Annotated in this window: 18 protein-coding genes, 2 pseudogenes and 1 riboswitch; of the genes and pseudogenes, 6 read left to right on the forward strand and 14 right to left on the reverse strand. The window is 65.4% G+C overall.

The features are described 5' to 3' along the window. Positions 1-5 precede the first annotated feature (5 nt). The 5 genes and pseudogenes from NG696_RS11495 to NG696_RS11515 all read left to right on the forward strand — a co-directional run bounded on the left by NG696_RS11495 (position 6) and on the right by NG696_RS11515 (position 5,993). On the forward strand, positions 6-1,169 hold the full coding sequence (locus tag NG696_RS11495; RefSeq protein ID WP_252564641.1) for a DegT/DnrJ/EryC1/StrS family aminotransferase: 1,164 nt from the start codon (positions 6-8) through the stop codon (positions 1,167-1,169). After that, positions 1,166-1,800 (forward strand): annotated as a pseudogene (locus tag NG696_RS11500) (NeuD/PglB/VioB family sugar acetyltransferase). The gene NG696_RS11495 and the pseudogene NG696_RS11500 overlap by 4 nt, the downstream one beginning before the upstream one ends. A gap of 134 nt (positions 1,801-1,934) precedes the next feature. Continuing rightward, positions 1,935-2,098: riboswitch (cyclic di-AMP (ydaO/yuaA leader) on the forward strand. 3 nt (positions 2,099-2,101) lie between these two features. Further along, a complete protein-coding gene (locus NG696_RS11505) occupies positions 2,102-3,229 on the forward strand; it encodes a glycoside hydrolase family 16 protein (RefSeq protein ID WP_252575446.1) in 1,128 nt (375 codons plus the stop codon). 149 nt (positions 3,230-3,378) lie between these two features. After that, on the forward strand, positions 3,379-4,545 hold the full coding sequence (locus NG696_RS11510) for a glycosyltransferase (RefSeq protein ID WP_252564647.1): 1,167 nt from the start codon (positions 3,379-3,381) through the stop codon (positions 4,543-4,545). Further along, positions 4,542-5,993, forward strand: a complete 1,452-nt coding sequence (locus NG696_RS11515; protein ID WP_252564648.1) for a lipopolysaccharide biosynthesis protein — start codon at positions 4,542-4,544, stop codon at positions 5,991-5,993. Before NG696_RS11510 ends, NG696_RS11515 begins: the two co-directional genes overlap by 4 nt. Here the strand turns inward: NG696_RS11515 and NG696_RS11520 are convergent. The 7 genes from NG696_RS11520 to NG696_RS11550 form a co-directional block, all read right to left on the reverse strand. After that, the gene (locus NG696_RS11520; protein WP_252563082.1) at positions 5,990-7,003 is read right to left on the reverse strand and encodes an aminoglycoside phosphotransferase family protein; all 1,014 of its coding nucleotides are present in this window, start codon (positions 7,001-7,003) and stop codon (positions 5,990-5,992) included. The genes NG696_RS11515 and NG696_RS11520 overlap by 4 nt on opposite strands. Beyond that, positions 7,000-8,928, reverse strand: a complete 1,929-nt coding sequence (locus NG696_RS11525) for a hypothetical protein (RefSeq protein WP_252575447.1) — start codon at positions 8,926-8,928, stop codon at positions 7,000-7,002. The genes NG696_RS11520 and NG696_RS11525 overlap by 4 nt, the downstream gene beginning before the upstream one ends. Further along, positions 8,912-9,622 (reverse strand): glycoside hydrolase family 16 protein, encoded by a 711-nt coding sequence (locus NG696_RS11530; protein ID WP_252563078.1) that lies wholly within the window; start codon positions 9,620-9,622, stop codon positions 8,912-8,914. Before NG696_RS11530 ends, NG696_RS11525 begins: the two co-directional genes overlap by 17 nt. Before the next feature lie 106 nt (positions 9,623-9,728). Continuing rightward, complete coding sequence (locus tag NG696_RS11535) at positions 9,729-11,870, reverse strand: hypothetical protein (RefSeq protein WP_252575448.1); 2,142 nt, start codon at positions 11,868-11,870, stop codon at positions 9,729-9,731. A gap of 195 nt (positions 11,871-12,065) precedes the next feature. After that, positions 12,066-13,373, reverse strand: coding sequence for a glycosyltransferase family 2 protein (locus NG696_RS11540; protein ID WP_252575449.1), 1,308 nt, complete (start codon positions 13,371-13,373; stop codon positions 12,066-12,068). Further along, positions 13,370-14,368, reverse strand: coding sequence for a glycosyltransferase family 2 protein (locus NG696_RS11545; RefSeq protein ID WP_252575450.1), 999 nt, complete (start codon positions 14,366-14,368; stop codon positions 13,370-13,372). The genes NG696_RS11540 and NG696_RS11545 overlap by 4 nt, the downstream gene beginning before the upstream one ends. 1 nt (position 14,369) lies before the next feature. Then, positions 14,370-15,185, reverse strand: coding sequence for a glycosyltransferase family 2 protein (locus NG696_RS11550; protein ID WP_256472160.1), 816 nt, complete (start codon positions 15,183-15,185; stop codon positions 14,370-14,372). Positions 15,186-15,700: 515 nt separating this feature from the next. On the opposite strand from NG696_RS11550, the gene NG696_RS20875 reads away from it, so the two are divergent. Next, positions 15,701-17,860, forward strand: a complete 2,160-nt coding sequence (locus NG696_RS20875; protein ID WP_305884618.1) for a PKD domain-containing protein — start codon at positions 15,701-15,703, stop codon at positions 17,858-17,860. A gap of 23 nt (positions 17,861-17,883) precedes the next feature. Here the strand turns inward: NG696_RS20875 and NG696_RS11560 are convergent, their stop codons facing one another. The 7 genes and pseudogenes from NG696_RS11560 to NG696_RS11590 all read right to left on the reverse strand — a co-directional run bounded on the left by NG696_RS11560 (position 17,884) and on the right by NG696_RS11590 (position 25,800). Next, complete coding sequence (locus NG696_RS11560) at positions 17,884-19,212, reverse strand: M18 family aminopeptidase (protein WP_252575453.1); 1,329 nt, start codon at positions 19,210-19,212, stop codon at positions 17,884-17,886. A 10-nt stretch (positions 19,213-19,222) separates the two neighbouring features. After that, positions 19,223-20,116, reverse strand: a complete 894-nt coding sequence (locus tag NG696_RS11565; RefSeq protein ID WP_252575454.1) for an intradiol ring-cleavage dioxygenase — start codon at positions 20,114-20,116, stop codon at positions 19,223-19,225. 80 nt (positions 20,117-20,196) lie between these two features. After that, positions 20,197-20,889 carry a response regulator gene (locus tag NG696_RS11570; RefSeq protein WP_252564368.1) on the reverse strand — a complete coding sequence of 231 codons (693 nt, stop codon included), beginning with the start codon at positions 20,887-20,889 and terminating at the stop codon, positions 20,197-20,199. Beyond that, positions 20,886-22,250, reverse strand: coding sequence for a sensor histidine kinase (locus NG696_RS11575; RefSeq protein WP_252564366.1), 1,365 nt, complete (start codon positions 22,248-22,250; stop codon positions 20,886-20,888). The genes NG696_RS11570 and NG696_RS11575 overlap by 4 nt, the downstream gene beginning before the upstream one ends. Before the next feature lie 20 nt (positions 22,251-22,270). After that, positions 22,271-23,158 (reverse strand): ABC-2 transporter permease, encoded by an 888-nt coding sequence (locus NG696_RS11580; RefSeq protein WP_252564364.1) that lies wholly within the window; start codon positions 23,156-23,158, stop codon positions 22,271-22,273. Between the two features lie 14 nt (positions 23,159-23,172). After that, on the reverse strand, positions 23,173-24,135 hold the full coding sequence (locus NG696_RS11585) for an ABC transporter ATP-binding protein (protein WP_252564362.1): 963 nt from the start codon (positions 24,133-24,135) through the stop codon (positions 23,173-23,175). Between the two features lie 168 nt (positions 24,136-24,303). Next, positions 24,304-25,800: pseudogene (locus NG696_RS11590) on the reverse strand (bifunctional phosphatase PAP2/diacylglycerol kinase family protein). Positions 25,801-25,814 lie beyond the last annotated feature (14 nt).

Raw genomic sequence — 25,814 nt, forward strand, 5'->3', positions numbered from 1 at the left:
GCCAAGTGACAGCAGAAACCGTCCTGGCCCGCATCAACGTCATGGAACCCTGGCTCGGCGACGACGAAACCCGCGCAGTGGCGGAGGTCCTCGCCTCCGGCATACTGACGCAGGGGCCGAAAGTGAAGGCGTTCGAGGCGCAGTTCAGCGCCCTGCAGGAGGTGCCCCACGCCGTCGCGACCTCCAGCGCAACCACCGCACTGCACTTGGCGCTGATAGTGGCCGGCATCGGTCCCGGCGATGACGTGGTGGTGCCGTCGCTGGCCTTCATCGCCACGGCGAATGCGGTGACGTATGTCGGGGCACGGCCGGTTTTCTGCGACGTGGACCCCGCCACCGGGACTGTGGCTGCGGCCACGGTCCGGGCGGCATTGACCCTGGACACTCGGGCCGTGATCGTGGTGGACCAGTCCGGCGTGCCCGTTGACCTGGACCCCGTCCGCGAGCTGTGCGACCGTCACGAAATCACTGTGATCGAAGACGCCGGCTGCGCCGTTGGCTCGGAATACAAGGGCAGGCCCGTGGGCACGGGGGCCGACATTTCCGTGTGGTCGTTCCACCAGGACAATGTGCTGACCACTGGCGAGGGCGGCATGCTGACAACCCACCGGGCGGACTGGGCGGCACGCGCCCGGAGCCTCCGCGGCCACTCCCTGAACGTGCCGGCGGCGGACCGTCGCGGATCCCGCATTGCCGCGCCGGAGGTGTACGTCGAGGTCGGCTTCGACTACCAGATGACGGATCTGCAGGCCGCCGTCGGCATCGTGCAGCTGGGCCGGCTGGGCGAGATAGTGGCTCGCCGCCGGGAGATCGCCGCGAAGTATGAGGCAGGGCTTTCCGGCCTGGCGGGTCTGCGGTTTGTGGCCGACCCACCGTACGGGACGGCCAACTTCCAGTCCTTTTGGGTCGAAGTACTCCCGGATTTCGCCATTGACCGCGAAGGGCTCCTGGCCCGCCTGGCCGATGCCGGAATTTCGGCGCGCCGCGGCGCCATGGCGGCTCACCGGCAGCCTGCCTACCGGTGGCGCGATACTGGCAACGCAGGGCTCCAGAACACCGAACGGCTGACGGACCGGACCCTAGTTCTCCCGATTTTCCACGGCCTAGACAACGTGGGCCTGAACCGGGTCATGAACAGCGTACGGGCGGCCGCCGGTGTACGCCGGTGAGCGAACTGGTGCTGATCGCAGCAAGCGGGCTGGCCCGGGAGGTCCTGACCATGGTCCGCGCCAGCGGGCAGTACGACGTCGTCGGGCTGCTCGACGACGACAAGGAAATGGCAGGCGTCACCGTGGACGGCGCGCCGGTGCTGGGGACCATTGACGACGCCTCCAAGTTCACGCACGCACTGGTGCTGGTATGCCTGGCCTCGGGAAGATCGCGGGAAGCCGTAGTGGAACGGCTGGCGGCCCAGGGCGTGCGCGATGCCCGGTACGCCACGGCGATCGACCCCACCGTGGAGTGCCCCGAGGGTTGCCGGATTGGCCGGGGCAGCATCCTGCTGCGGAATGTGACGCTGACGGCTTCGGTCACGCTTGGGGCGCATGTTGTGGCCATGCCGTCCGTAACTTTCACGCACGACGACGACGTGGCGGACTTCGCGACGTTCGCCGCCGGTGTGTCGCTGGGCGGCGGAGTCCGGATCGGCCGGGCGGCCTATCTGGGACTGAATTCCAGCGTCCGTGCACGGACTTCATGGGGTCCTACGCGACGGTTGGCATGGGGGCGGCAGTGTTGAGCAACGTACCCGACGGCGAAACATGGGTTGGCGTCCCAGCCCACCCTATCGATCAGGAATAGCTCAGAACAATCCCGGCGCAAGGGGCCACTCCGCCGTCGTGACTTCCGTTACCCGATTGTGATTAATCAGGTCCGGTCCTGTACGGTCGATCAAATGGGCCGACCTTCCAGGCCCGAATCCGGGCAGACGCCAAGCTCTGCCGCTGCCCGGAATCCACGACATTATTAGGCAGAGGCGGGGGACCCAGAGTGTCCGGGCCACGGCTTTAAGCCGGCCCTTGGGGTGAAGCCGCATTGCGCGGCCGGATGGCCTCATCCGAATCCGACAGCTAACTCCGCAGGCGTTGAGAGGTAATCACCCATGTCTGCATCCCATGATCAGCCGCGTACTGACGCGCGCCCGTATTCCGAAGAAGCCGCCGCGCCCACCCAGCCACGGGCTGCGCTGAAGAAGTCCGCCCACCGTGCCAACACCCAGCGCAACATGTCGCTGACAGCGGCCGCCCTGGTAGCCCTGCTGGGAGTTGTTTCCTTGGGCCAGGTCTCCGACCAGGCACCCCTAAGCGCCGAATTGAGCCGCGTCGCGGACACGTCCAAGCGTGACCAGGCCCCGGGCCAGGTGAAGCGCAACACCGACCCCGCCCCGGCACCGCTGCCGGCAACTGACCCCTCCCCCGACCCGACCACGGCGCCTGCGCCTGCACCGGCACCGGCACCGGCACCTGAAGAGCCTGCGGTTGCTCCCGCACCCGCCCCGGTAACGACGACAACGGCTGCACCAGAACCGGCCCCTGCCCCTGCACCCCTTGCGTCAACCGGGACAACCGGCGCCATGCCTGTAGGTGTCCCCGGCGCATGGACGATGGCTTTTGCCGACGAATTCAACGGCACGGCCCTGGACACGGCCAAATGGTCCAACTGCTGGTTCTCCCCCACCTGCGGCACCATGAACAAGGTCACCACCAGCCCCAGCAACGTTTCCGTCGGCGGCGGCAACCTTGTCCTTTCCCTCAATTCGTCCACCTCGGGTGCGCTGGTTTCAACCAACCCCAAGGGCGGTGCCACCACCGGCTACGAATTCACGACAGGTTACGTCGAGGCCCGGATCAAGTTCCCCGGCGACGGAACGAACCTCTACAACTGGCCTGCGTTCTGGACAAACGGCCAGTCGTGGCCCACCAACGGCGAGAACGACATCGCTGAGGTCCTGAGCGGCAAGATGACCGTGAACTACCACTCAACATCCGGCGCCCACAACCAGGGGACCGTTCCCGGCGACTGGGGCAACAATTTCCACACCTTCGGCCTGCACCGGACGGCGAACTCCGCGGACGTCTACTTCGATGGCGTCAAGGTGAAGTCCTACTCCACCGACGACGGCAACGCACCGCAGTACATCATCCTCAACGTCGGAGCGTCGGGAAGCAGCCCGGCGGCCTACGGAGCTGCGTCGCAGGTCCAGGTTGATTACGTGCGCGCCTGGAAGTAAGGCACCACCACCACGGTGAGCGGACGACGGCGGGACCTCCCGCCGTCGTCCGCTTTCTGTTAATCGTCTGCTTCACTTACTACTGTGTAAACCCGCAGTTGTCGGTGCCGGACCGGCGGAACGTTCCGCCACTCCCGTAAACTCTTGCAATGAAGCTTCTGTACATCACAGAAAGCGTGCCCAACCGGGACCCCATGCTGGGGGACGGCAGTTCCATGATTCCGTTCGAGGTGCTGCGGAACCTTCCCGGAGAAGTGGCAGTGACGCTTCTGACTTTCGCCGGACCGGTGGACGTGCCGGCCGAAATCAGGTCGCGCTGTAACGCCGTGCATGTGATGCCCACGCGCAGCCGCGCCTGGGCCACCGTCCTGTCCGTCTTTGGCCTGACCGGTCTCGGAAAGCACGAACGGTCCACCGCCAAAGCTATGGCCATCGCGGCACAACTCTCCGGCCAACACGACGCCACCCTGATCCATGGTCCGCACGCCCTGTTCCTGGCCAACGCGGTGAGCGGCCCGCTGGTTTTGCAGACTGTTGATCCCTGGTCGGTCCGCGCCGCCATGGACACTGCCATTGCACGCACCCTCCGGCCGGCCTACCGCGCCCGTGAGTTCCTTGCGCTACTTGCCGAAAGGCGCCTGCCGCCGCGGGCGCGGCTCCTCACCGTGGGCGCCGCGGATGCGCGCACCTGGTCGGAGCGGCTTGCGCGGCCCGTCAGGAGCGTTCCCAACGGGGCCGAGGAATCGGTGCGCGACGCCGCCAGACAGAACGGTCCGGTGGCCTGTTTTGTTGGCAGCCTGAACTACGGTCCAAACATCGACAGCGCAAACGTCCTGATCAGGAAGATCGCCCCGCTCGTGTGGCAGCAGGTTCCGGATGCCAGGTTTGTGCTCGCGGGCCGGCGCCCCGAGGCCTCAGTACAAGCCTTGGCTGGCCCCCGCGTGGAGGTCCTCGCAAACGTGCCGTCGGTGCTGGCGGTCTTCCACTCCGCGGACGTGGCAGTCTTTCCCGACGAACACGGTGTGGGCATCCGGAACTCCGTGCGCGAGGCCCTTGCTGCCGGCCTCCCGGTGGTTGCGACGCCGGTGGCCGCCCGCGAGCAGGACCCCCACCCCTTGCTGGCCGTCGAACAGGACACGGAAGGGTTCGTTGATCAAGTCGTGCGGCGGCTGACCGCGCCCGGACGGCACCGGCCCTCACCCGGCGGCGGGTCCGTCCGGACGTGGCGGGCTGTTGCCGAGGACTATCTGGATGAGGTGGGAAGCGCGATCCGGTCCGGCAGCGCCGGCCTCCCGTCCGGAAAGTCACCGGCATGACGTTCGCACCCGGGGATCTGTCCCGGACCGGTGTCCGGGGCGCAGCGTGGCAAGGGCTGGCATTCGTCGCCGGAAAGGTGATCGTCCTGGTCACCACCATCGTCCTGGCCCGGCTTCTGTCCCCCGAGGAGTACGGCCTGGTGGCGCTGGCGCTGGTCCTCATGGCCTACGCCGAAACCGTCGCCGACGCCGGTGTGGCACAGGCACTGGTCTATTTGCCCCGCACTGGCGTCATTGCGCGCTCAGCCTTGTTCATTTCCGTGCTGCTGGGAGCGGTCCTGGCATCCGCCGCCGTCCTGGCCGCGCCCTGGATCGCAGGCCTCTTCAACCTTCCGGACGCGGCGCCCCTCGTCCAGGTGCTGGCGGTTTCGGTGTTGGCCACGTCCTTCGGGGCGGTCCCGGAAGCTCTGCTGCGGCGGGACCTGCTGTTCAAGCCGCTGACCGCAGCTCCCGTGATCCGCGCCGCCACCATGGGAACGGTGACCCTGGCTCTGGCGTTCACGGGCCACGGCGCGTGGTCACTGGCTGTCGGCACGGCCGCGGGGTCCGTTGCGTATGCGCTCACGTGCTGGTTCCTGGTCCGCAGGAATGCGCCCTGGCAGATTTGGCGGGTGGGCAGGGACGCCCTCCGGGCCAACATCACCTTCGGGGCACCCGTCGCGGGTAGCAGCCTGTTGGCCCGGCTGATCTTCGACGTCGACTACCTCATCATCGGGCTCCTGCTGGGGGCGCAGGCCCTGGGCTACTACACCTTGGCCTTCCGGCTTCCGGAGGCCCTGATCCTGAACGTCTTTTTTGTGCTGTCCACAGTGCTGTTCCCGCTCTACGCTCAGGTACGCACGGATCCGGACAGGCTCCGCGACGGCTACCTGAAGAGTGTCCAGGTCCAGTCCCTGTACGGGATCACCTCCGGCGTGGGCCTGGCCGTCCTGGCACCCATTCTGGTCCCCTTACTTTTCGGCCAGAAGTGGACGGACGCCGCGCTGCCGCTGATCTTCCTGGCACTGTACGCAGCCGTGCGGTCGCTGGGCGCGGGTGCCAACGACGTCTATAAGGCGCTCGGACGGCCGGGGCTCTCCATCACGATATCTGTGGTCCGGCTCGTGATCCTCGTGCCGGTCCTGCTGGTCGCCGTCCAGTGGGGCATAGTTGGCGTGGCCTGTGCGCAGTTGGCCGTGGCGTTTGTCTTTGCTTGCGGAATGCAGGCCGTTGCTGCCCGGGTCATCAGGATCCGGGCGCGCCGCCTAGTGCGCGCCGCCGTGCCAGGGGTGGTGTGTGGGGCCGCTGTGGCAATGGCCGGGCTGGTCACGTTAGCCCTTCCGTTCCTTGGCCCCGTGCTGACGACGGCCGCCGTGGTGGTTGTGGCCGTCGGGCTGGTTTATGCGATTCTGCGTTGGGGATTCCCGTCCCTGCACCACGAACTGCTGAGGCTGGCGGGCCGGGCCTAAGCCGTCCAGCTTCTCACCACGTGGCGCCAGAGCCAGAAATCCCGGTCGGCCGCCACTGCCGAACGCACCTGGTCTGTTCCGCGTCCGGGATCGGACTGGCCCTCGAGCCGATAGGACAGCGTGGCCGCGGACCGGGCCCACGTTGCGATGACAAGCAACGGAAGCAGGGCAGCGTCCACCTCCCGCAGGTCCAGGTGCCCGGCAAGGGGTGCCAGCGCCCACCCGCCGGGGCCGAAAGCCTTTTCAAAGGCCCTGAGCTGGCTGCCGCGATCGAAAGCCTGTTCGCGTGATTCACTCAGATACTGGAGGTAAAAGACCAGGTCATGCCCGGGAACGCCATCGGTGCGGGCCCGTTCCCAGTCCACCACCTGCAACCCTCCTTGGGGATTGAGGAAGAGATTGGGATGGCTCAAGTCGCCATGCTCGACGACGGCGGGCAGTTGCGCACCGCGCAGCGGCGCCAGTATCTCGTGGGTCCGTTCCACCAGCGCAGTGGTCTCGACTTCCTGGGACACGAGACCGTTGAGGGCCTCCAGCGGACGGATAATGGTCCGTTCGTACCAGCCGTCATTCTGGGCTGCTGCCTGCGTGCATGGCAAGGCGTCCACAAAAGCAGTGCCCGCGCTGACCGCGCCGGGCAAGTCCGCCGCCACCAGGCGGGGGTCCAGGGGTGCTCCCGTCACCGCCGTTTCGACCAGCACTGTGTGGGCGCCGACGTCCTGGACGGTCACCACCGTTGGAACGCCGATGGCTGGCCCTTCCCTCCCGGTGCTGAGCTGCCTCAGGACCTCGGCCTCATGCCGCACGCTGCCGTTCTCGCCCGGTTGCCGGGGCACCTTGACCACAAGACTCGGTTCGCGGGCTCCAGCCGCGAAAATCAGAGCCACCACATGCCTGGACGTGACGAATCTCGGCGTCAGCAGGACGCTTTCCCAGTGCCTGCCGATCCCGTATTTTTCCAACCCGAGCTCCTCATAATGCTCCGCCAGGAAACGGTCGACGAAAGTCATGACGGCCCCGCGGATGGGCGACGGCCCGTAACGGTACCTTCCGGAACAGCAAGGTCAAACAGGCCGAGCATCAGTGCCGCGCGGGCGGCGAGAGCCTTGGCTCCACCGAAACGGACATCCTTGTGCAGTGCCAGGGTGTCCCTGATCGCTGCCGCCGACGTCACCGGAACGATGCGGGCCGTCCGGTCCAGGGACGGCGCATTCCAGTAGACGCTGACGTCCTGGTAGCCATTGCGGACAAACTCTTGCTTCCAGCCTTTCAGAGTGCGGGGCCCGGATCGCCGGAACAGCGAACGCCGGGCCTCGACACACACCCAGCCGCCGGGTTCCACTGCTGCCGCGGCGGTCCTGAAGTCCGCCAGATCGGGGGCCCTGAGGAGGACAACTTCGTAGGTACTGCCGTGGTTCCCGTTTAGGTCCGGTGAAAGAACCGCCGCCGAGGGGTCAAGCAAGTGGAGGGCGGACTCCAGGTCCGGGCCCGTTGAGCCGCCATACCCCACGCTGTAGGTCTGCAGGTCAGGGAGCAGGAACCGCCAATCCAGCAGCCGCCACAGATGCAATGACAGTGCGCCTGCTGCTTCCGGGCCGGGCACAGCGGACGAAGCGACGGGCCCGGTGCCGGAATCCGGCCCGGCCCCCAGCGCCGGCGCGAGCCAGCGCCACACGATTCCGGTCGCCTGGCTGAGGACCCGCTCCGGTGCCTGGGTGGCGTCGATCACGCTGCTGCCCGGCAGCTGGTCAGCAAGGTCCCGGTAGGCCCGCCGCCAGTCCTCCAGAATTTTGGGGGAATGCTCGCCTTTCCTGTCGAACATGACCTGGCCGGAAACGTCGAGGACCAGCAGCAGGTCAGGAGGCCGCACCACCGCAAAGGCAACGGCATTCGTGGCCTTCTCCAGGATGCGGCCGAAGGCGCCCTCCAAGGCGGCGTCCGAACCGGGCCTGGGCAGCAGGGCGTCATAGGGCACGCGGTCCATGAGCACCATCCGGCCCAGCAGGCTGTAGGTCCTGGCCAGCAGGCCGCCGCGGACTACACGGTAGACCTTCTTGGCAGTGCGTCCTCCCGGAAGCTTCCCGAGCCAGGAGTCCCAGGGGCCCGCGCCCCACATGCCCATGTACACATACTTGGTGGGCAGGGGCACGGCTGCCTGAAGTCCGCGGAGCAACGTCGTCTTGCCGGCGCCGTCGGGAGCCATCACGCCTACCATGGGCCCACGATCCTGGAGCCGCGCGCCGAGCAGTCGAAGGCCCCTCTGCTTGGCGGCGACGAGCCGGGGTCCTGACGGGCCGCCGGCCCACCTGGACGTCATCGCAGCGGCAGCGGCCGGCACGTCGTCGTACCTGCCTGTCCGGACCAGTTCCAACACAGTCGCGGCTGTGCCCGGCCCCATGCGGCGGTCAACAAAGCGGGCAATGTAATCATGCCCCGAAGCTGTCGTGGCCGCATTCCTGGCTGCCTCAATCCTCGGCGGCGCGATCTGTCCTTTGTCCAGGAATAAGTGGAGCAAATGCAACCACGCCTGATCCGCCTGCGTCGGGAGCCACAAGGGACCACTGCGCGCGCGTCGCCCCAGGCAGCGCCGAGCCAAAGAGGTCCGCCATTGCTGATATTGCCCGAAGGCTATCTCCGAAACGATGTCCAGCTTCACCCAGGCATCCGCGGTGGCGGAATAGCAGAAATAGAAGCGGTGGCTCCCGTGGCCCGGTGCCAGGACACGGCGGAAGCCGGCGGCTTCAAGCAAACCGTCCAGAGCCGGCAGCAACTCGCTGGCGACGAGAATATCCACGTCGCCGGAGGGACGGGCCAGGTCATCTTCCCCCCGCAACAGGAGCCACGGTATGCCCGTCCCGTCGAGGGCGTGAAGTGCGGCGGTGAGGTTAGGTTCAATAACCGGCACCTGTTCCATGGCATTAGGGCGCGTAGGCATACTGCACCGCCCAATCGATCTGCAGATGGCCGGACGTTCTTTCGGAGGGATAGGTGTCATTGGCACGATCCGAAGTCTCAGCCTGCAGAGTCCACCGCATCGGAGTATCGGGAACTCCTGCCGGCAGTGTCGTCTGATCGATAAGACGGCTGTCAAAGAACCATCGGACCTTCCCCGGTGTCCACTCTGTCGTCGCCACATGCCAATCGCCAGGGCTCGTGGGCGTCCGAGTACGTGCCGGCGGATCGAACTCCATCGGGCCGTTCGCCAAGGACCCTTTTATCGCCGAGCCGCCGTAGAGGGGTCCGTCGAGGCCACCCTCCGGCCAGTCAATTTCACCTTCATTCCAGTTATCGCTGACAGGCCACAACAGAAACGCCATTTTGTAGCCGGGCGTGGAGTCGTACCTGAATCTGATGGAGTATCGCCCGTAGGTCTGACCGGCATAACCAAACGGAATGACGCTTGCCACCCGCGGGGAACCGGATGCTGTATGGAGAAAATAGTCAAGTGTTCCATCAGTTACTGAAAGGACTTCATCCGGCGCGTATGACCCCCTGCCCGAACTGTCGGCGAAGTCGGCGTATCCTCTCATCTCCGCGCCGTAGACTTCGTCCACCGCACCGCGGCCGGCCGCCGTCGTGAAATCCTGCGCACCCGTTTGCTTCCATCCAGGAAGATCTCCAACGGGCATTTCTGTTGACCTTTCCGTTATCAGGGCTGGAATCCAGACTGTCCCCGTACTGAGTGCCGCTGCCGCGGCAATGGCGGCACCGAGAGTTTTTCGGAACCGGGAACGCCTAGCCGGCGGACTTGAATTTGTAGATTCTGACCGTATCGTTGCTGAAGACATTCTCGACGCCGACTCCATTCTCAAGCATTCCCTCCAGCTCCGGTAAATATTCGGCCTCAAAGCGCTTCTTTTCTACGGCCTGAAGTTTTTGTTCGTCAGTAATAATCACGTAGTTATTTTCCGCCCCGCGAAGATGGTCGGCGTATGCACGCAGTCCTTCAACGCTGATATTTCCGTCGGCCTCCCTGAAGTAGTCGACCAGCGAGGACACACTTCCCCATTTGAGATAGTGCGGATAATTTGATCCGACCAGAAACGGGAAGAAGTACTTCGTATCAAAAACGATGTCCCCCGCTTTGGTGTTCGCGTCAAGCCATTGGCTCGCGACGACGTCGTCCCTGGGAACGCGGTAATCGGCCTCAGGCTGGAAGTGCACCACGGTAAACAGCATGGCCATGGCGGCCAGCCCGGCACTCGCACCAATGACCGTCCTGCCGGTCCTGACGGGGCCGGACCAGAACAGCCAGGCAACGCCGATGGATAGCCAGGGCAAGGCAAAAAGGAAGACCCTGAAGCGCGCCTCACCGCCGTATGACTGGGCCAGCAGCCCGAGTGCTGGCGCGAAAGCCAGCCAGGCAACCACCAAGGTGGTACGCACGTGGCCATGCAGCAACCGGCGGACGAAGCCGGCGACGGCCAGCACCCCCGTGGCCAGCGTGAGCACCACAGCAAGATGCGCCAGGGACTGCCCCGTCAGCACCCAACCTCCGACCACAAGCGGGTCGGTTCGCGGCGGGCGATAACCCGTATTCGCGAACAGGTTGAAGCCGCTGAAAAGTCCGTATTTTCCCTTGACATAGGCAAGGTTGGGAATAAAGTATGCCAGGGGTATTGCCAGCAAAGCCGGAGCCATCCAACGTGGCCTGAAATAGCCCGACATAAAGAGCGGGAATAGCCCCAGGACCGCCAGGTAGGGCGTCAACTGGTGGCTTACCACAATCACTGCCTGAATTATCAGAATGGCCACACATGCAAGTAGTTGCCTCGGAGTACCACGGCGTTCCCAGATGCTGGGCATGATCACGGGGTGCCGCTGCTTCACCCGTTGCACGATCCGCGACCTCCTGATGCGCATTTCGAAGCCGGCCATCCACTTAAACGGCACGCCCCTCAGGAAAGTCAGTGCGATCAGGCACATGGCGAGGTACAGGGAGTAGGAATAGGACTGCGGGGCGTAATAGTTCTGGTTCACCCAATTGGCGAGAGTGAATACAATGGTCGCAGTCCAATAAATGCGCGCCCTGTTGGAGATCGTTCGCACAATCGCGAGGACAAGAACCGCATCAACCAGCGCAAATCCTGTTTCGGCCCACGCAGCGTAGTCAAGGGCGTTCCGATATCCCATCACTTCGCCCAGGTAGGCGCTGAGCGCAAAAAAGCCCGGCCACCGGTTATAGATATCGATTGAGGGATCCACATTCCCGGTGGCTGTGATGAAGTTCGTGACGGCGATGTGTTTGTAGGTCCAGGGAAACCGAGGCACCTCGGCGAGCAGGCCCGCTGTTGAATAGAGGACAACGACGAGACTGGAGACCGAGACGCTCATCAGCAGCGTAGAGAACGTCTTTCGGGCCACCACTGCGTAAACACACGTGCCCACTACAAGCCCGACGGCGATGTACCAGGCGAGCGGAAACTCGGACAACAGCCCGAAATCGCCCAGCCGGCCATGTCCGGTAGTGGCCAGCCCAAAGACCCACAGGGGAGCCGCGACAGCGAGGGTCAGCCAAGGCAACACCGCCCTGATCCGGGAGCGCCGCTGGAGCCCCCGTCCTCCGGTGGCGGTGAGAGCGGGGCCGCCTCGGGCGGCGCCTCGAACAAACGTGCCCGGTAAGTAGGGGCCGGGCTTCAGGACGATGAAGCCCACTGCGGCAAGGACGACGGCGGCCGCCACCTGTCGCGGATACCAGAAGCCGGTCCACGCCATCGCCAAAGCCAGTGTGGTGTAGAGCGCTGCGCTGGCCGTCAGCGTCCAGACCAACCGCGCCGCCCGGTCCACGGAGGAAAGTCGAGACAGCAGCACCCACCCCGGCAATGCCAGGCAGACCATGAGCTTAAAGGCAGCCAGGGGCGCTCCGCCGATGTCCATGAGGATCAGGAAAGCTGCCACGAGTCCGAGTACTGCCAGCCCCGCATCAAAGTACCGCGGATGTTTGGCCGCCGAATTTGCGTGGGGCAGCACCGGGGAAACATCATCTCGGATTAGCAGAGCCATCGGCGCAACCTCCTGGGTTGGTGTGAGTGAATGTCCAGCGTGATTCCCATGAACAGCCGAAGCGGCTATTTACAACGTCTTGGCAGCCCCTGCCCAGCGTTCAAGCAGATAGTTGAGCGGACCGCGTGCCAGCGAGTGCAGCTCAAGCCGTAAAACCTGGGCGCGCTGCTCGTCCCAGAAATCATGGCCTTGGCTGGGCCCGGTTGTCGGCTGTTGTGGTGCACCCGTGCTTTGCAGGAAACTCCAGACGACGCCCGGAGTGCGGGCCAGCGCGAGCCGGGCCGTGTGGGGGTTCAGGAGGATCTTCGTGAGCCATGCACCCAGACCGCTGCCGTAGCCGCGGGCCTGGGCGCTCAAGTCGTCCAGGCCATCACGATGGCGATGCCACACAATTGCGGACGGCTGAACCACCAGGCTGTAGCCCTCGATAATCACCCGGGTGAACATGTCTATGTCTTCACCGCCGCCGGTGCGCGTTCCGACCCCCAAAGCGTTGTCGAAGCCGCCAAGGCTCAATGCCGTACGGCGATCCAGCGCGAAATTCGCTCCGGTTCCGAAAGCGCCCGGACAGAACGGAAACTTCGGAAGCTCCTGGGGCGGATCGGCGAAAGAGTAGACCTTCGGCGCCACGCTCTTGGACCAGCTGACGCGGTCATCGAAGTATCCCTGGGCCGGTGAACGCAGCTCCCCTGCCGGCACGAGTCCCGTGACGCAGGCCGTGCCGGGCATACGTTCGAAACCGGTGGCAATTTCCCGCAGCCACGCCTCATCGACAACAACATCGTCATCGGTGTAGGCCACGATGTCGCCCTGTGCGTGGCGGAGGCCTGTATTCCGCGCCTGGGAGAGTCCCGGGACGGGCTGGGTGATGAGCCTGATCCGAGGGTCGTCAAACTCGTCGCGCACCATGTCGGCGGTTTCGGCCGTTCGTGGCGCGTTGTCCACCACGAGGACATCGAAATTGGGGTAGTCGAGCTTAAGGATGGCAGTCAGCGCTCCCCTGAGCAGTGCGGATCGGTCACGCGTGCAGACGATAACGGTGACGGACGGTATTGCGGCCCCGGCGGTCATCGGCACAACCGCCGGAAGGCCAGCGGCAGCCTCTTCCAGAGCGTCCCGCTGGACCATTCCCCCTGGTGCCTCTACATCGACGAAGCCACGAACCGCTGTCCCTTGGCGCACCAACAACCGTGCGCGGTCGTAGCCCGCATGACTGAGCAGCTGCAATTGCGTGTGATTGGCGAGGCATTCCAGATCAACGGCACCGATCCAGCGGGCTCCCGACCACTCCGGCGGGACGGCACTCTCCATGGCCGGTGCCAGCTCAAAAGCAGCCCGCTCCTCTACAGGTAGGAGCTCATCGACACGTTCGCTCACTGGACCTCCCTCCACGGTGCGCCCGCAAGGGCGGTCCCGGACAGCGGGCGGCCCTCGACGTGGGCTATCCGGCGTCCGCGTATGTACCCGGCGGCCGTGCATGCCAGGACTGCAATGACGACTCCCGCCCGACCCAGCCCCTGTGGGTTGTCGCCCCGGCCCCAATCGCGCACTCCCGCAAAAACGGCCCGTGGCAGGACGCTGCGCACGTACCGCCGTTCCGGGCCCAGAGCCCGTTTATGGCCTACCACCCGGCTGACCTGGGCTTTGGAGATACCTTCGGACCAGGAACGCGACAGCATGTAGCGCAATGTCCCTCTTTCCGCCGGAACGTGGTGGCGTACCAAAGCCGCGGGTTCGTAAACGATCCGCGATCCGGGTGAGCCCATCCTTGAGCGGATGCAGATCTCGGTCTCCTCGCAGCCAAGGGGCAAGGTGCCCTGGCGTCCCAGCGAAAGGTTGAAGCCGCCAACCTGACGGAGGGCTTCAAGCCGGAAGGACATGTTGGCGCCAATGACATTCCGGACCTCGGAGGCCACCTTGGGCATTCCGCGGTGACTGCACCCAACGATCCAGTCGAGTTCTTCACCGAAGTAGCCCGGACGGCCCGTTTCCCACACCGGTTCCACGCGCCCGCCGACGGCCAGCACGTCAGGGTCGTCGTAAAGGGCAAGCAGCCGTTCAAGCCAGTCCGGGGCTGCCTCGGCGTCGTCGTCGAGGAAGGCCACAATGTCAGAGTCGGCCAGGCCGACGCCAGTGTTGCGTGCTCCGGACAGCCCGCGTGGACCGCTGCTCTCGACCACCGTCACGTCATCAACAATTTCGGTGAGCCGCTCGTAGAGGTCCTCGTTATGGTCAATCACCACCAGGACCTCCTGGGGTGCAATTGATTGGGCCCGGACGGACTCTATGACGTCCAGCAACCGGTCCCAACGCCTTTCGGTGTAAGCACAAATGACGATCGACACGCTGGGACGTGCAGCACGATCCAGCATGCTACGCTCCTCGAACCAGGGAGAGAACCGTCTGGGGATCCGTAGGCGTCCGCGGGACGCTGACGTTTGCGTAGGCATACTTCACCCGGCGGAGCGCTTCGGGCCTGGCGCCGGCGGTGGGCGCCTCCCACATGGTGCATTCGCGCGCGAGCGTTCCCAGAACCCTCCACCCGTCACGGAACGTCTGCAGATTCGAGGCGCCGGAGATGCGATCCAGCTCCAGGCTGGGGACTTCAGCAATCCGCAGACCGGCCTTGGCCGCCCGGACAATCAGCTCGGTCTCAATTTCAAAGCCGTCCGATTCCAGCTGCAGGATCTCCAGGCATTCCCGTCGAAACGCTATATATCCATAGCAAAGGTCGGAGTAGTTGCTGTGCAGGACCGCGTTGGCCAACCCGGTCAGCGCGCGGTTGCCGGCCTTCCGCAGGCGGGTGAGGTCTTCGGATCCTCCCCCGGTGACGTGGCGTGAGCCCTTGACGAAGTCGTAATCGTGCTGAAGCGGGGAAACGAACCAACCAATCTCTTGGGGATCCATGCTGCCGTCCGCGTCCAGCATGACGATGATGTCTCCCGAGGCTGCCGCAAACCCGGAGCGAAGGGCCACGCCCTTTCCCTTGCGTTGCTCATTGACGATGACCAGGTTGTCGCGGATTGCTTGGGCTACGCCCACTGTGTTGTCGGTGGAACGGCCATCGACGATGACCACTTCGTCAACGTACGAGGGCATCCTGCGAAGAACCCACGGAATATTTTTCGCTTCGTTCAAGGTTGGAATGACGACGCTTACTGAGGCCCTGGTGGCTTCGACGGCTGGCATCGTAAATGTAATTGGGAGCTGGATGGAAATGGACAAATACCTCACCACTTCATGACGTTTGCGGATTTAGTTCAACGCCGCGCTCGACGGGGAAATCGAGCGCGGCACTAGCGCTTTATCCGGTCATGGGTCTGGTCTCTGGCCCCAGCTCTCATTTAGCCTTCGACTCTGGCCGTAAGGAAGAGCCTATTGGGGGCGTGATGAGGCTGTCACCAGTAGTAGGTACTCACTTTTGAGGGGGCGGATCACCGTCTGCTTTCCAAGTACGGGGGTTTTCCGTCGGTCCAAATATTAGGTATAGGGGTTATTATTCAGCCCACATTTTAGGTATAGGGGATTTCATTGCGCGGGCTCACTGTTCGGGTCTACGCTTGGCCTTTAACTGGGGTTCCACCGCTGTTTCTGTGCCAGTGCGCAAATTGGGACTTCAGATCGACGATATTGAAGTGCCAGGGAGCCCTGCGATGAATATCGAGCGTCCCGTCAGGTGGCTGAGTCAAACGCTTGTTACGGCCATGATCGTTGCTGGATCGCTTCTGGCTACATCGCCGGCGGCATCGGCGGACCCGGCCTACGGCACTCCGAGCCTGAGCTATTCGGGCGTCAGCAATCCGCCGACGTCGGATAAGCCGCAGAGCAAGCTGTGGTGGAACGCTGGCTCGTGGTGGGCGGACATGTGGAAGACCGGCACCGGCTGGTCCATCTTCCGGCTGGACCGCGGCACAGGGACATGGGTGGACACCGGGGTCCGGAATGACAGCCGCAACAGCACATTGGCGGACACGCTGTGGGACGGCGAGCATCTTTACATCGCCTCCCACGTTGTCGCCAAAAGTGTGTCGAAGTCCGGCCAACAGGCCAGGCTGTACAGGTACAGCTACTCCGCTGGCACGTACACGCTGGACAATGGTTTCCCGACGACCATCAACACCAACAGCAGCGAAACGATGACCATCGATAAGGACACCACCGGTGCGATCTGGGCCACCTGGACGCAGGTTGCCGGCAATTCGACCGCCGGGTTCACCAGCACGGTCTATGTCAACAACTCCTTGCCTGGAGGTACCAACTGGACCACCCCCTTCGTGCTTCCTGTCGCCAACCCGAATCCGGCACCTGACGATATCTCAGCCGTCGTGGCCTTCGGCCAGAACAAGATCGGGGTGATGTGGAGCGACCAACTCACCGAGTCCGTCAATTGGGCAACCCGCACTGACGGAACGGACCCGGCGTCGACCTCCTCGTGGAAGGTTCAGCCGGCAATTCAGGGCAATAAACAGTCCGATGACCACCTGAACCTCAAAACCCTGCAGGCGGACACCTCGGGCCGGGTCTTCGCAGCAATCAAGACGAGCCTGAACGATACATCGTCCGACCCGACACTTCCCGAGCTTCTCCTGCTGGTTTTCAAGCCAGGAACCGGGTCCTTTACCAAGTCCACCATCTCCGTCGGGGGCGACTGTGTGACCCGTCCACAGATCGTGCTGGACACGCAGAACAATCTCGTCCGGGCATTCCAGACGGCGCCACCAACATCAGTCAGTGGCTGTGCCTTCTCCGGCGTGGCGGGCAGCATCTACGAGAAGACTGCGTCCATGGACAATCCCGTGTTCGCTGCCGGCCGCGGGACACCCGTCATCCAGAGTGCATCGTCGTCGAACATGAACGACGTGACCAGCTCCAAGCAGAGCGTGAACAACAGCACCGGCATTGTGGTGATGGCCAGCGACAACGTCGCAAAACGCTACTGGTTCTCGGACCGCCCCTTGGGTCCGGTGACACCGCCCGCACCCGTGGCAGCCTTCACCGCCACCCCCACCACCGGCACAGCACCACTTAACGTCAGCTTCACCGACACCTCCACCGGCACCCCAACCTCCTGGGCCTGGACCTTCGGCGACAGCGGCACCTCCACGGTGCAGAACCCCTCACACACCTACACAACCGCCGGCACCTACACCGCGGAACTCACCGCCACCAACAGCACCGGCTCCACCTCAGCGACCACAACCATCACCGTCAACCCCGTACCACCGGCTGGCGTGACGGTGGTCAACTCCAGCAGCGCTTCCGCCTCAACAGCATCGGCCAACGTGACCATCGCAGCACCGGCCGGCACCGCAGCCGGCGATGTGCTGATCGCCGCGATCACCGCGGACTTCAGCCCGACGATGTCCTCAGTTCCAACCGGCTGGACGCCGATTGTCAACGGTCTGGGCATTAATAGCTCCTCGAACTCGGGCTCCCGGGCGTTCGTTTATTACCACGTGGTGGGAACCTCGGATCCGGCAAGTTACACCTGGACGCTGAGCACTGCCGTGAAATGGGGCGGCGGCATCACCGCCTACCGCGGCGTCAACAACACAACTCCGCTGGACAGCCCGGTGGTCACTGCCCTCGACACAACCTACTCGGCAACGAGCATCACCGCCCCGAGCGTCACCACGGCCACCGCCGGCGCCATGCTGATCGGCGGCGGCGCGTGCGATTGCTCAGCACCCGTGTTCAGCCCGCCCTCCGGCTGGACCGAACGCTGGGAGGCCCCTGCGGGCCAGATAGCCGAATTGGCCGACCGCTTCCAGGCCACAGCGGGAGCCAGCGGCACGGCCACGTGGACCATGAGTGCAGCGCGGGCCGTGGCCGTCTGGCGGACAGCGCTGAAGCCCGCCGCCTGACGGCAGCGCCTGAAACCGGCCGCCTAAACCGCAGTCCGGAAAAACAGCTCCGTGACAGCAGCCAGCCTGTGCGGGTCCGCCACGCCGCAGAGCTCGCGGGCGGAGTGCATCGAGAGCAGGGGCACGCCGACGTCGACAGTCCGGATCCCCAGGCGCGTGGCGGTCAGGGGGCCAATGGTGGAGCCGCAGGGCATCACGTTGTTGGACACAAATTCCTGGTACGGCACCTTCGCCTCCCCGCACAGCCTGGCCCAGAATGCCGCGCCCGGCGCGTCGGTCGCGTACCGCTGGTTGGCGTTGATCTTCAGCAGCGGGCCGCCGTTCAGGACCGGATGGTTGGCCGGATCGTGCCGCTCCGGGTAGTTGGGGTGGACGGCGTGGCCGGCGTCCGCGGAAACGCAGAACGACGCCGCCAGCGCCTGCCGCCGTTGGCTCACCGTTGCGCCGAGTCCGTCGGAGATCCGCACGAGGACGTCTTCGAGGACGGGCCCGCACGCGCCGGAACGGGAGTTGGAGCCGATTTCCTCGTGGTCGAACGCCGCGAGGACGGCGATCGGCCCACCGGCCGCGCCGCTAGACACAGCTGAAGAATGCGCGACCAGCGCCGCCAGCCCGGCGTGCGTAGCCGAAAGGTTGTCCAGGCGCCCGGAGGCGAAGAACTCCCCATTGGCCCCGAAAACCGTAGGCGCCTGCGTGTCTGCAATAACGACGTCGTACCCTCCGATCCTGGCCGGATCAACGGAAGCGCCGCTGGGCACGTGCGAAGCGAGCACGGCAAGGAGGTCGACGTCGGCGGGATTGCCCAGGCCCCACACCGGGTGCATGTGCCGCTGCTTGTCCAGCGTGAGGCCGTCGTTCACGGCACGGTCCAGGTGGATGGCCAGCTGCGGGAAGCGGAGCATCGGCCCCGTTGCAGTCAGGTGTTCGGTGCCATCCAGCATGACCAGCCGGCCCGCCAGCTGAAGTTCGCGGTCCAGCCAAGAGTTGAGCAGCGGCCCACCGTAGACCTCCACTCCGGCCTGCAGCCAGCCGAAAGCTCCCGTGGTGGGCTTGGGTTTGAGCTTGAAGGACGGGGAGTCCGTGTGCGCGCCCAGGATGTTGAACCCGGTGGTGGGTCCGGCGCCTTCCGGGACCACCCAGGCGATCAGCGCGCCGTCGCGGACCAGGTAGAACGATCCGGCCCCGCCGGCCCAGGGCTCACGCTCGTCCAGGCGCGTGAACCCGGCCTCGTCCAGCCGCCGGGCGGCCTCGTGGACGGCGTGGAAGCTCGACGGCGATGCGCTGACGTACGCGCCAAGGTCCTGGATGTGGTCAACGGCACTGGAGGCGGCGGCACTGGAGCGTGAAGGCATGGTTCCGAGTCTAGATGGTCACATTGAGCCCGGCGGTGTAGCCGGCCGAAGCCGATCCGGTCATGATGGCCAGCTGGTAGATGCCGCCGTCATCCCTGAAGACGTTGTCCGACTGCAGCGTGGTCCGTTTCATGTTCGCGACGCTGGCCTCGTAGCCGGGAGTGGCGTAGACGTCGTCGCAGGCGGCCTTGGTCAGGGCGATCTGCGATACCGCCAGCACCTGTCCGGCGGCGGTGGCGTTGCCCATGGACTCGAACACCTCGAAGTGGATGTGCGGCCAGCGCCCGGAATAGGCGCCGGGGAAGATGGAGGTGAAGGTGACCTGACCGTTGGCGTCCGCCTCATGGACGCCGCGGAGGTAGTTTTCGTTTGCCAGGCCGTAATCGTAGAGGGAATACCTCCCGTCCCGGTCGCAGTGCCAGGCGTAGACGGCCGCGCCGGCTAGGGGCACGCAGCCGTTGGCGTTGTCCAGCAGGGTCAGGGTGAACGTCAGCGGCACACCCTCGGCCGTGGCTCTGCCGGTTCCGAAGCTTGAGGTGATGTCCTGCCGCACCACCCCGGAGGCTGCCAGGACGTTGGGGCCGTTGGAGCCGTCACCGGGGTAAGGACCTGCTGTTTCCTGCGGGATCTCCATGCCGCACTCCGCGATCGCCCGGGTGAGCGTGGGGCTGGCGGTGGGAGTCTCCGTCGTGGTGGCGGCACCTGCGGTGGCTGAGGCACTCTCGGTGGCGGCCGACGTCGACGTGCTGGCTGTGGTGCCTGACCCGCCGGGGGTGCAGGCTGCCAGCGCCGCTGCCGCACCGCCGGCGCCGAAGAACATTCCGAGTGAACGGCGGCTGATCATGGTGGACAGGTCAAACTCAAGGCCGCGGTCGTGGTTGGGGTGGGGAAGGTGGTTGCTCATGGCTCCATCCAACGCGGCCGGCCTATCCCCTGCATAGGCCCTTCCTGTGCGGACCCTGTGCAACAGTCGGCGCGCCAGCGTCAGTAATCGGGATTGCTCGGGACCACCAGGCCGGTCTCGTAGGCGTACACCACTGCCTGGACCCGGTCGCGCAGGTGGAGCTTGGTGAGGATCCGGCGGACGTGGGTCTTCACCGTTGCTTCGGAGAGGAAATACCGGTGCGCGATCTCGGCATTGGAGAGGCCCTCCGCCATGGCTTCGAGCATTTCTGTTTCGCGCGGCGTGAGGTCTTCGAGCAGCGAATCCCGCGGCGCGGCGGAGGGGGCCGGCACGGCCGCACCCCGGACATAGGTCTCAAGCAGCCGCTGCGTGACCCTCGGTGCCACTACGGCATCCCCGCTGGCCACTACCCGGACGGCGCTGACCAGCTCCGACGGCGCCACGTCCTTGAGGAGGAACGCGGACGCGCCTGCCTGGAGCCCGGCGAAGGCGTATTCGTCCACATCGAAGGTGGTGAGGATGATGATCCGGGCGCAGGATCCGGAGGCGGTGATGGCGCGGGTGGCCTCGATACCGTCCAGCACGGGCATCCGGACGTCCATCAGCACCACGTCGGGTTTGAGGTCCCGGACCAGCCGGACCGCCTCGGCACCGTCGGAGGCCTCGCCCACAATATGCAGGTCTTCCTCGCCCTCGAGGATGAGGCGGAATCCCATCCTCAGCAGCGGCTGGTCATCAACCAGCAGGACGGTTATGGGTTGGGTTTCAGTCACGTGTGCCTTGCAGTTGGGATGGACGGTTGTGGGGTTTCCGCTGGTTCGTCGGCCGGCCAGTTCAGGACGGCACACACGCGCCAGCCGCGGCCGCGCCGCCCGGCCACCACGGCGCCTGCGTAGATGCGCGCCCGTTCGGCCATGCCTGCCAGCCCCTGGCCGGAACCGGGCCCGACGCCGGAGCCTGGGAGTCCTGAACCTGGCCCGCCGCCGTCGGAGGTGCCCGGGCCCGGGACTCCCGCGCCGTCGTCGAGCACTTCAATGGTGACCGTGGAGCCGGTCCGGACGATGCCCACGTCCACGCGTCCCAGCGACCGGCCGTAGCGGAGCACATTGGTCAGTGACTCCTGAACTATCCGGTAAACCGTCAGCTGGAAGGCCGCGTCGTCGGGCAGCGCGGGGCCGGTGTGCGAGTAGTGCAGGGGCAGGCCCGCGGTCCGGAAGCCTTCCAGGAGCTTGGCCAGGCTGTCGCCGGAAGCGAGCGGCTGCCGTGGCGCGGTCCCGCCGGCGTCGTCCCGGAGTACGCCCAGGACTCGCCGCATGTCCGCCAGCGCGGTCCGGCCGGTCCGCGACAGTTCGCCAAGCACTTCGCCGGCGCGGTCGGGGCTTTTCCGGACCACGACGGCGGCGCCATCGGAGAGGCTGACCATCACCGTCAGTGAGTGGGCCACGACGTCGTGCATTTCGCGGGCGATCCGGTTGCGTTCGTTGACGGACGCCAGGCTGGCCGTCCGCGCCGCCCAGGCGGCGATCTCCTGCTCATGTTCCCGCCGCTGCCGCACCGAGATTCCGATCCCGGTGGCGATGACGTTGGACAGGGCGATGGTGGCGCCGGTGGCGATGCTGGTCAGGAGGTGGAAGTCGCCGGGATTGCCGCCGGCATCATGGACGAAGGAATTCTCGATGGGACCAACGGCGGCCAGCAGGTACAGCAGGGCCAGCGGCGCCGTGGCGGCGGCCATGGCCACCAGCGCGAACCGGCGCGTGTGCACCACGGCCACGGCATACAGCGAGATCCACAGGCCCGCCGAAACATTGGAGCCCCACGGGTGAAGCAGCGTGACCGCCACTTCCATCACCGCGACGAAGGCAGCCAACGCCACGGGGTGGGAGCGCCGGAAGAATAGGGCCCCGGCGACCACGAAGAGGAGCGCCGCCGCCAGCCAGGCGCCGGACATGATCGCGTCCACCACGGTCGGCGCCACCAGAAGCGCGTAGCTGAACACCACCACACCGTCCATCACCCGGGGATGCTGGTAAAGGTAGCGCCGGAGCAGGCCGCGGCGCTTGGCCGTGATCTCGGCAAGGGACGCGTCGGCCTGTCCGGCCGGCGCGTCCCTCACGAGTCCCGCTTCATTCATGCTCTGAGCCTAGTGTCCGCCTAGACGTCGCGTTTCTTGAGCACGATCATGGCTGGTACCAGGAACAGCAGAACGTAGCCCAGGAATATCAGGCCGCCCTGCCAGGGATCGATGACCCCGTCGGTGTGGCCAATGGACAGGAACCGTCCGCCGGCGTCGCTGGGGAGGTACTGGGGCACGTACTTCCAGAAGTCACCGGGGATGAAGGTCATAAAGCTCGCCGCAATGGACAGGACGAAGAACAGGCCCACCAGCACGGTGATTCCGCCCGCGGAGTTGCGCAAGAGTGCGCCGAGCGACAGGCCGATCAGGGCCACCCCGGCAACGTAGAGGCCGCCCGTGAAGACGCTGTACAGCACGCCCTCCGTGGACCAGTCCAGGTCCAAGCCCAGTCCCTGGAAGACCGGCATGGCGATCAGGAACGTGGCCACGGCGGCGATGGTGGTGATGACGTAGGAGATCACGGCGAGCAGGATCGCCTTGGCCACGAAAGCCGGTGTGCGGCGCGGGACGGCGTTCATGGTGGAACGGATCATTCCCGTGGCGTACTCGGAGGAGATGAACAGGACAGCCAGCGAGCCCAGCACCAGGATGCCGATCTGCAGGCCTGCATTAGGCAGGTTGTACAGATCAAAGCCTGATCCTGGCGGGAATGTCTGCGACATCATTTCCGGCGTCATGGTCTGGCCCTGGTCCCTGGCCTGCCGGGCCATTTCGTCCAGGAAGGAGAACCGGATCAGGACGGCAAGGGCCCCGACGCCGATAATCGCCACAAGGGTCAGGAGCAGCAGGATGCGGGTGGACATCAGGGAGAACAGCTTGATCCATTCGGACCGCAGCACACCGGCGAAGGTCACCCCCTTGGTACCAGCGGTGGAACGGACCCGGGAAGTCTGGGTATCAGTCATGGTGGTCATCGTCCTTACTTTCCTGCCGTTGCCGGGGCGGGTTCCGGGGCGAACTCGCCGGCTGGTCCACCGGTCAGGTGTGAGTGGTATTCCACTTCGTCCTTGGTGAGATCGAAGTAGGCGTCTTCCAGAGACGATTGCTGCGGGGTGAGTTCGTAGACAAGCACCCGGTTGTCCAGCGCCACCTGGGCGATCTGGCGCGCGTCCAGGCCCGTCACTTCCAGGGTTTCGGGCTGGCCCTGGTCCACAGTTACGCCATCGCCGGACAGCAGGGCTGTCAGGTGGGTGGCTGCGGACGTACGGACCAGGGTCTTGACCTGACGGGTCCCCGCAATGATGTCCTGCACGGGGGCGTCGGCAATGATCTTGCCGCGGCCAATCACAATCAGGTGGTCTGCGGTCTGGGCCATCTCACTCATCAGGTGCGAGGACAGGAACACTGTCTTACCCTGCCCGGCGAGGTAGCGGACCAGGTTGCGGACCCACAACACACCTTCCGGATCGAGGCCGTTGACCGGCTCGTCCAGGATCAGGGTCTGCGGGTCGCCAAGGAGCGCGTTGGCAATGCCCAGGCGCTGGCCCATGCCCAGCGAGAAGCCGCCTGCCTTTTTCCGGGCCACTGCCTCCAGGCCGGTCATTTCGATGACTTCATGTACCCGGGACGTGGGAATGTTGTGCGTCGCCGCCATGGCCCGCAGGTGGTTGTAGGCGCTGCGGCTGGTGTGGACGGCTTTGGCGTCCAGCAGCGCACCCACCTGGTGCAGGGGGGCCTTGTGATCGGCGTAATGCAGGCCGTTGACGGTGACCGTGCCCGACGTCGGCCGGTCCAGTCCCATGATCATGCGCATGGTGGTGGATTTGCCGGCACCGTTCGGGCCCAGGAAGCCCGTTACCTGCCCTGCTTTCACGGTGAAACTGACGCCGTCAACCGCCGTTTTGCTGCCGTAGACCTTGGTCAGGCCTGTTGCCTCAATCATGGAAATGTTCCTTAGAACAGCAGCCTGGTGGCTGCGGGATGCGGGGAAGTTTCGTGTACGCTCCACGCTACCGACGGCTCGGCCGGATTTCGCCTGTCTCAGGGATGATTCAGGGTCGAATCAGGGTAGTCCGCACGGATGATTAGGGGTCCCCACCGGGGCGCAGCCTTAGGTGCGGGGCGAGTAGTACGTCAGGGCGCGCGGTTCCACCCGGATCCGGACGCTGCGCACGCCCGCCAGCGCCTCGCCGTCGACCGCCAGTGCCAGGGGGGAGCCCTCCGACTCAATCCGGACCTCGGTGGCCTCCCGCAGATGGGTGATCCGGGACGTCGCCACCGTGCCGGTCAACACCGACCACAGGAGCCGGAGCCGGGCAAAAGATTCGTCGGCAGTGATCATGCGGACATCCAGGACGCCATCGTCCAGCACGGGCCGCGACAGGGGCGCGTGGTCCCGGGGGTAATAGCGCCCACGTCCGATTTACGCGATCCAGAGTTTGTGCCGGACACCGTCCACGGTCAGTGTTGTGGGTGTTCCCGCGGCGAAGGTCCGGAACATTGCCACCACGCCGGCCAGCGGTTTGCCGAGGGCCGGCTGCAGCTGCTCCCTGCGCCGGACCAGGTTGGGGTACAGGCCGATGCTGGCCGTGTTCAGCATGACCAGGTCAGCTGTTTCCGGATTGCCCACCAGCCCGCGCTCCACGGTCACAATGCCGACGTCCGCCCGCGCGGCTTCACCCGCGGCCGCGGCTGCCACAGCGTCCTTGAGGTTGGCAGTTCCCGTGTCCCGGGCGAAGTGGTTGAGTGTTCCGCCGGGGAGCACCAGCAGGGGGAGGGAATGTTCGACGGCGGCTGCGGCGGCGGTGCCAACGGTACCGTCGCCGCCCCACACGCCCAGGGCACGGGTGTCCGCGTGGGAAGCGGCGGCCTGGATGGCCTCCTCCAGGCTCTCTCCCGGCTCGACCGCTTTTATATGCGCCTTGGAGAATACTTCCTGGAGTGCGCCTGCCGTTTGTTCCGTGAAGGAGCCGCCCAGGGTATTCACCACGATGCTGAGACCTTCACCGCCCGGCAGCTCCGGGGCTTGGGTTGCGGTGCGCGATACTCCGGGAAACGGTGGGCGGACGGGCCACCACTTACGGGTCACCAGGGCCGCCCCTGCGCCGATCGCCGAACCGAAGAACACATCCGAGGGCCAGTGCGCCCCCGTGTGGACGCGGGAGTAGGCCACCCCCAGCGCCGCCGGCGCAAGTGCCGCACCGACAACCGGCTTGACCAGGCCGGCGCCGAGCGCGAAGGCGATAGCGGAGGCCGAATGCCCCGATGGCATCGACGAGCTGGTGGGCTGCGGATGGACGAACCGGAAAACCGGCAGGTGTTCAGGGAGCGGCCGGGCCCGCGGCAACAGGGTCTTGAAGACCACGTTGGTCACAGCAGATGCCACCGCTTGGGCGATCAGCCCGTGCAGGGCGGCCCGGCGCGGCTTGCCGGGAAAGGCGGCCATGACCGCCGCTGCCCCGATCCACAGTTTCCCGTGGGTGGCGGAGGCGGAGAGGCGCCGGAAGAACTCATCGTGGTTTCCACCCGGGAACGACGACACGCCGCGGACAAGATGCCGGTCAAAGCGGCTGATCCAGCCCGGTCCCTTGCGCCACACTCTGTACATCTCCCCACCTTATA

It is taken from the genome of Pseudarthrobacter cellobiosi, assembly GCF_023913755.1.
Lineage (GTDB): Bacteria > Actinomycetota > Actinomycetes > Actinomycetales > Micrococcaceae > Arthrobacter > Arthrobacter cellobiosi.

Coding starts and splice junctions, on each gene's coding strand:
- NG696_RS11505 (WP_252575446.1), top strand. CDS start 2,102: ATGTCTGCATCCCATGATCAGCCGCGTACTGACGCGCGCCCGTATTCC.
- NG696_RS11510 (WP_252564647.1), top strand. CDS start 3,379: ATGAAGCTTCTGTACATCACAGAAAGCGTGCCCAACCGGGACCCCATG.
- NG696_RS11515 (WP_252564648.1), top strand. CDS start 4,542: ATGACGTTCGCACCCGGGGATCTGTCCCGGACCGGTGTCCGGGGCGCA.
- NG696_RS11520 (WP_252563082.1), bottom strand. CDS start 7,003: ATGACTTTCGTCGACCGTTTCCTGGCGGAGCATTATGAGGAGCTCGGG.
- NG696_RS11525 (WP_252575447.1), bottom strand. CDS start 8,928: ATGCCTACGCGCCCTAATGCCATGGAACAGGTGCCGGTTATTGAACCT.
- NG696_RS11530 (WP_252563078.1), bottom strand. CDS start 9,622: ATGCCCGTTGGAGATCTTCCTGGATGGAAGCAAACGGGTGCGCAGGAT.
- NG696_RS11535 (WP_252575448.1), bottom strand. CDS start 11,870: ATGGACATCGGCGGAGCGCCCCTGGCTGCCTTTAAGCTCATGGTCTGC.
- NG696_RS11545 (WP_252575450.1), bottom strand. CDS start 14,368: ATGCTGGATCGTGCTGCACGTCCCAGCGTGTCGATCGTCATTTGTGCT.
- NG696_RS11550 (WP_256472160.1), bottom strand. CDS start 15,185: ATGCCAGCCGTCGAAGCCACCAGGGCCTCAGTAAGCGTCGTCATTCCA.
- NG696_RS20875 (WP_305884618.1), top strand. CDS start 15,701: ATGATCGTTGCTGGATCGCTTCTGGCTACATCGCCGGCGGCATCGGCG.
- NG696_RS11560 (WP_252575453.1), bottom strand. CDS start 19,212: ATGCCTTCACGCTCCAGTGCCGCCGCCTCCAGTGCCGTTGACCACATC.
- NG696_RS11565 (WP_252575454.1), bottom strand. CDS start 20,116: ATGAGCAACCACCTTCCCCACCCCAACCACGACCGCGGCCTTGAGTTT.
- NG696_RS11575 (WP_252564366.1), bottom strand. CDS start 22,250: ATGAATGAAGCGGGACTCGTGAGGGACGCGCCGGCCGGACAGGCCGAC.
- NG696_RS11580 (WP_252564364.1), bottom strand. CDS start 23,158: ATGACTGATACCCAGACTTCCCGGGTCCGTTCCACCGCTGGTACCAAG.
- NG696_RS11585 (WP_252564362.1), bottom strand. CDS start 24,135: ATGATTGAGGCAACAGGCCTGACCAAGGTCTACGGCAGCAAAACGGCG.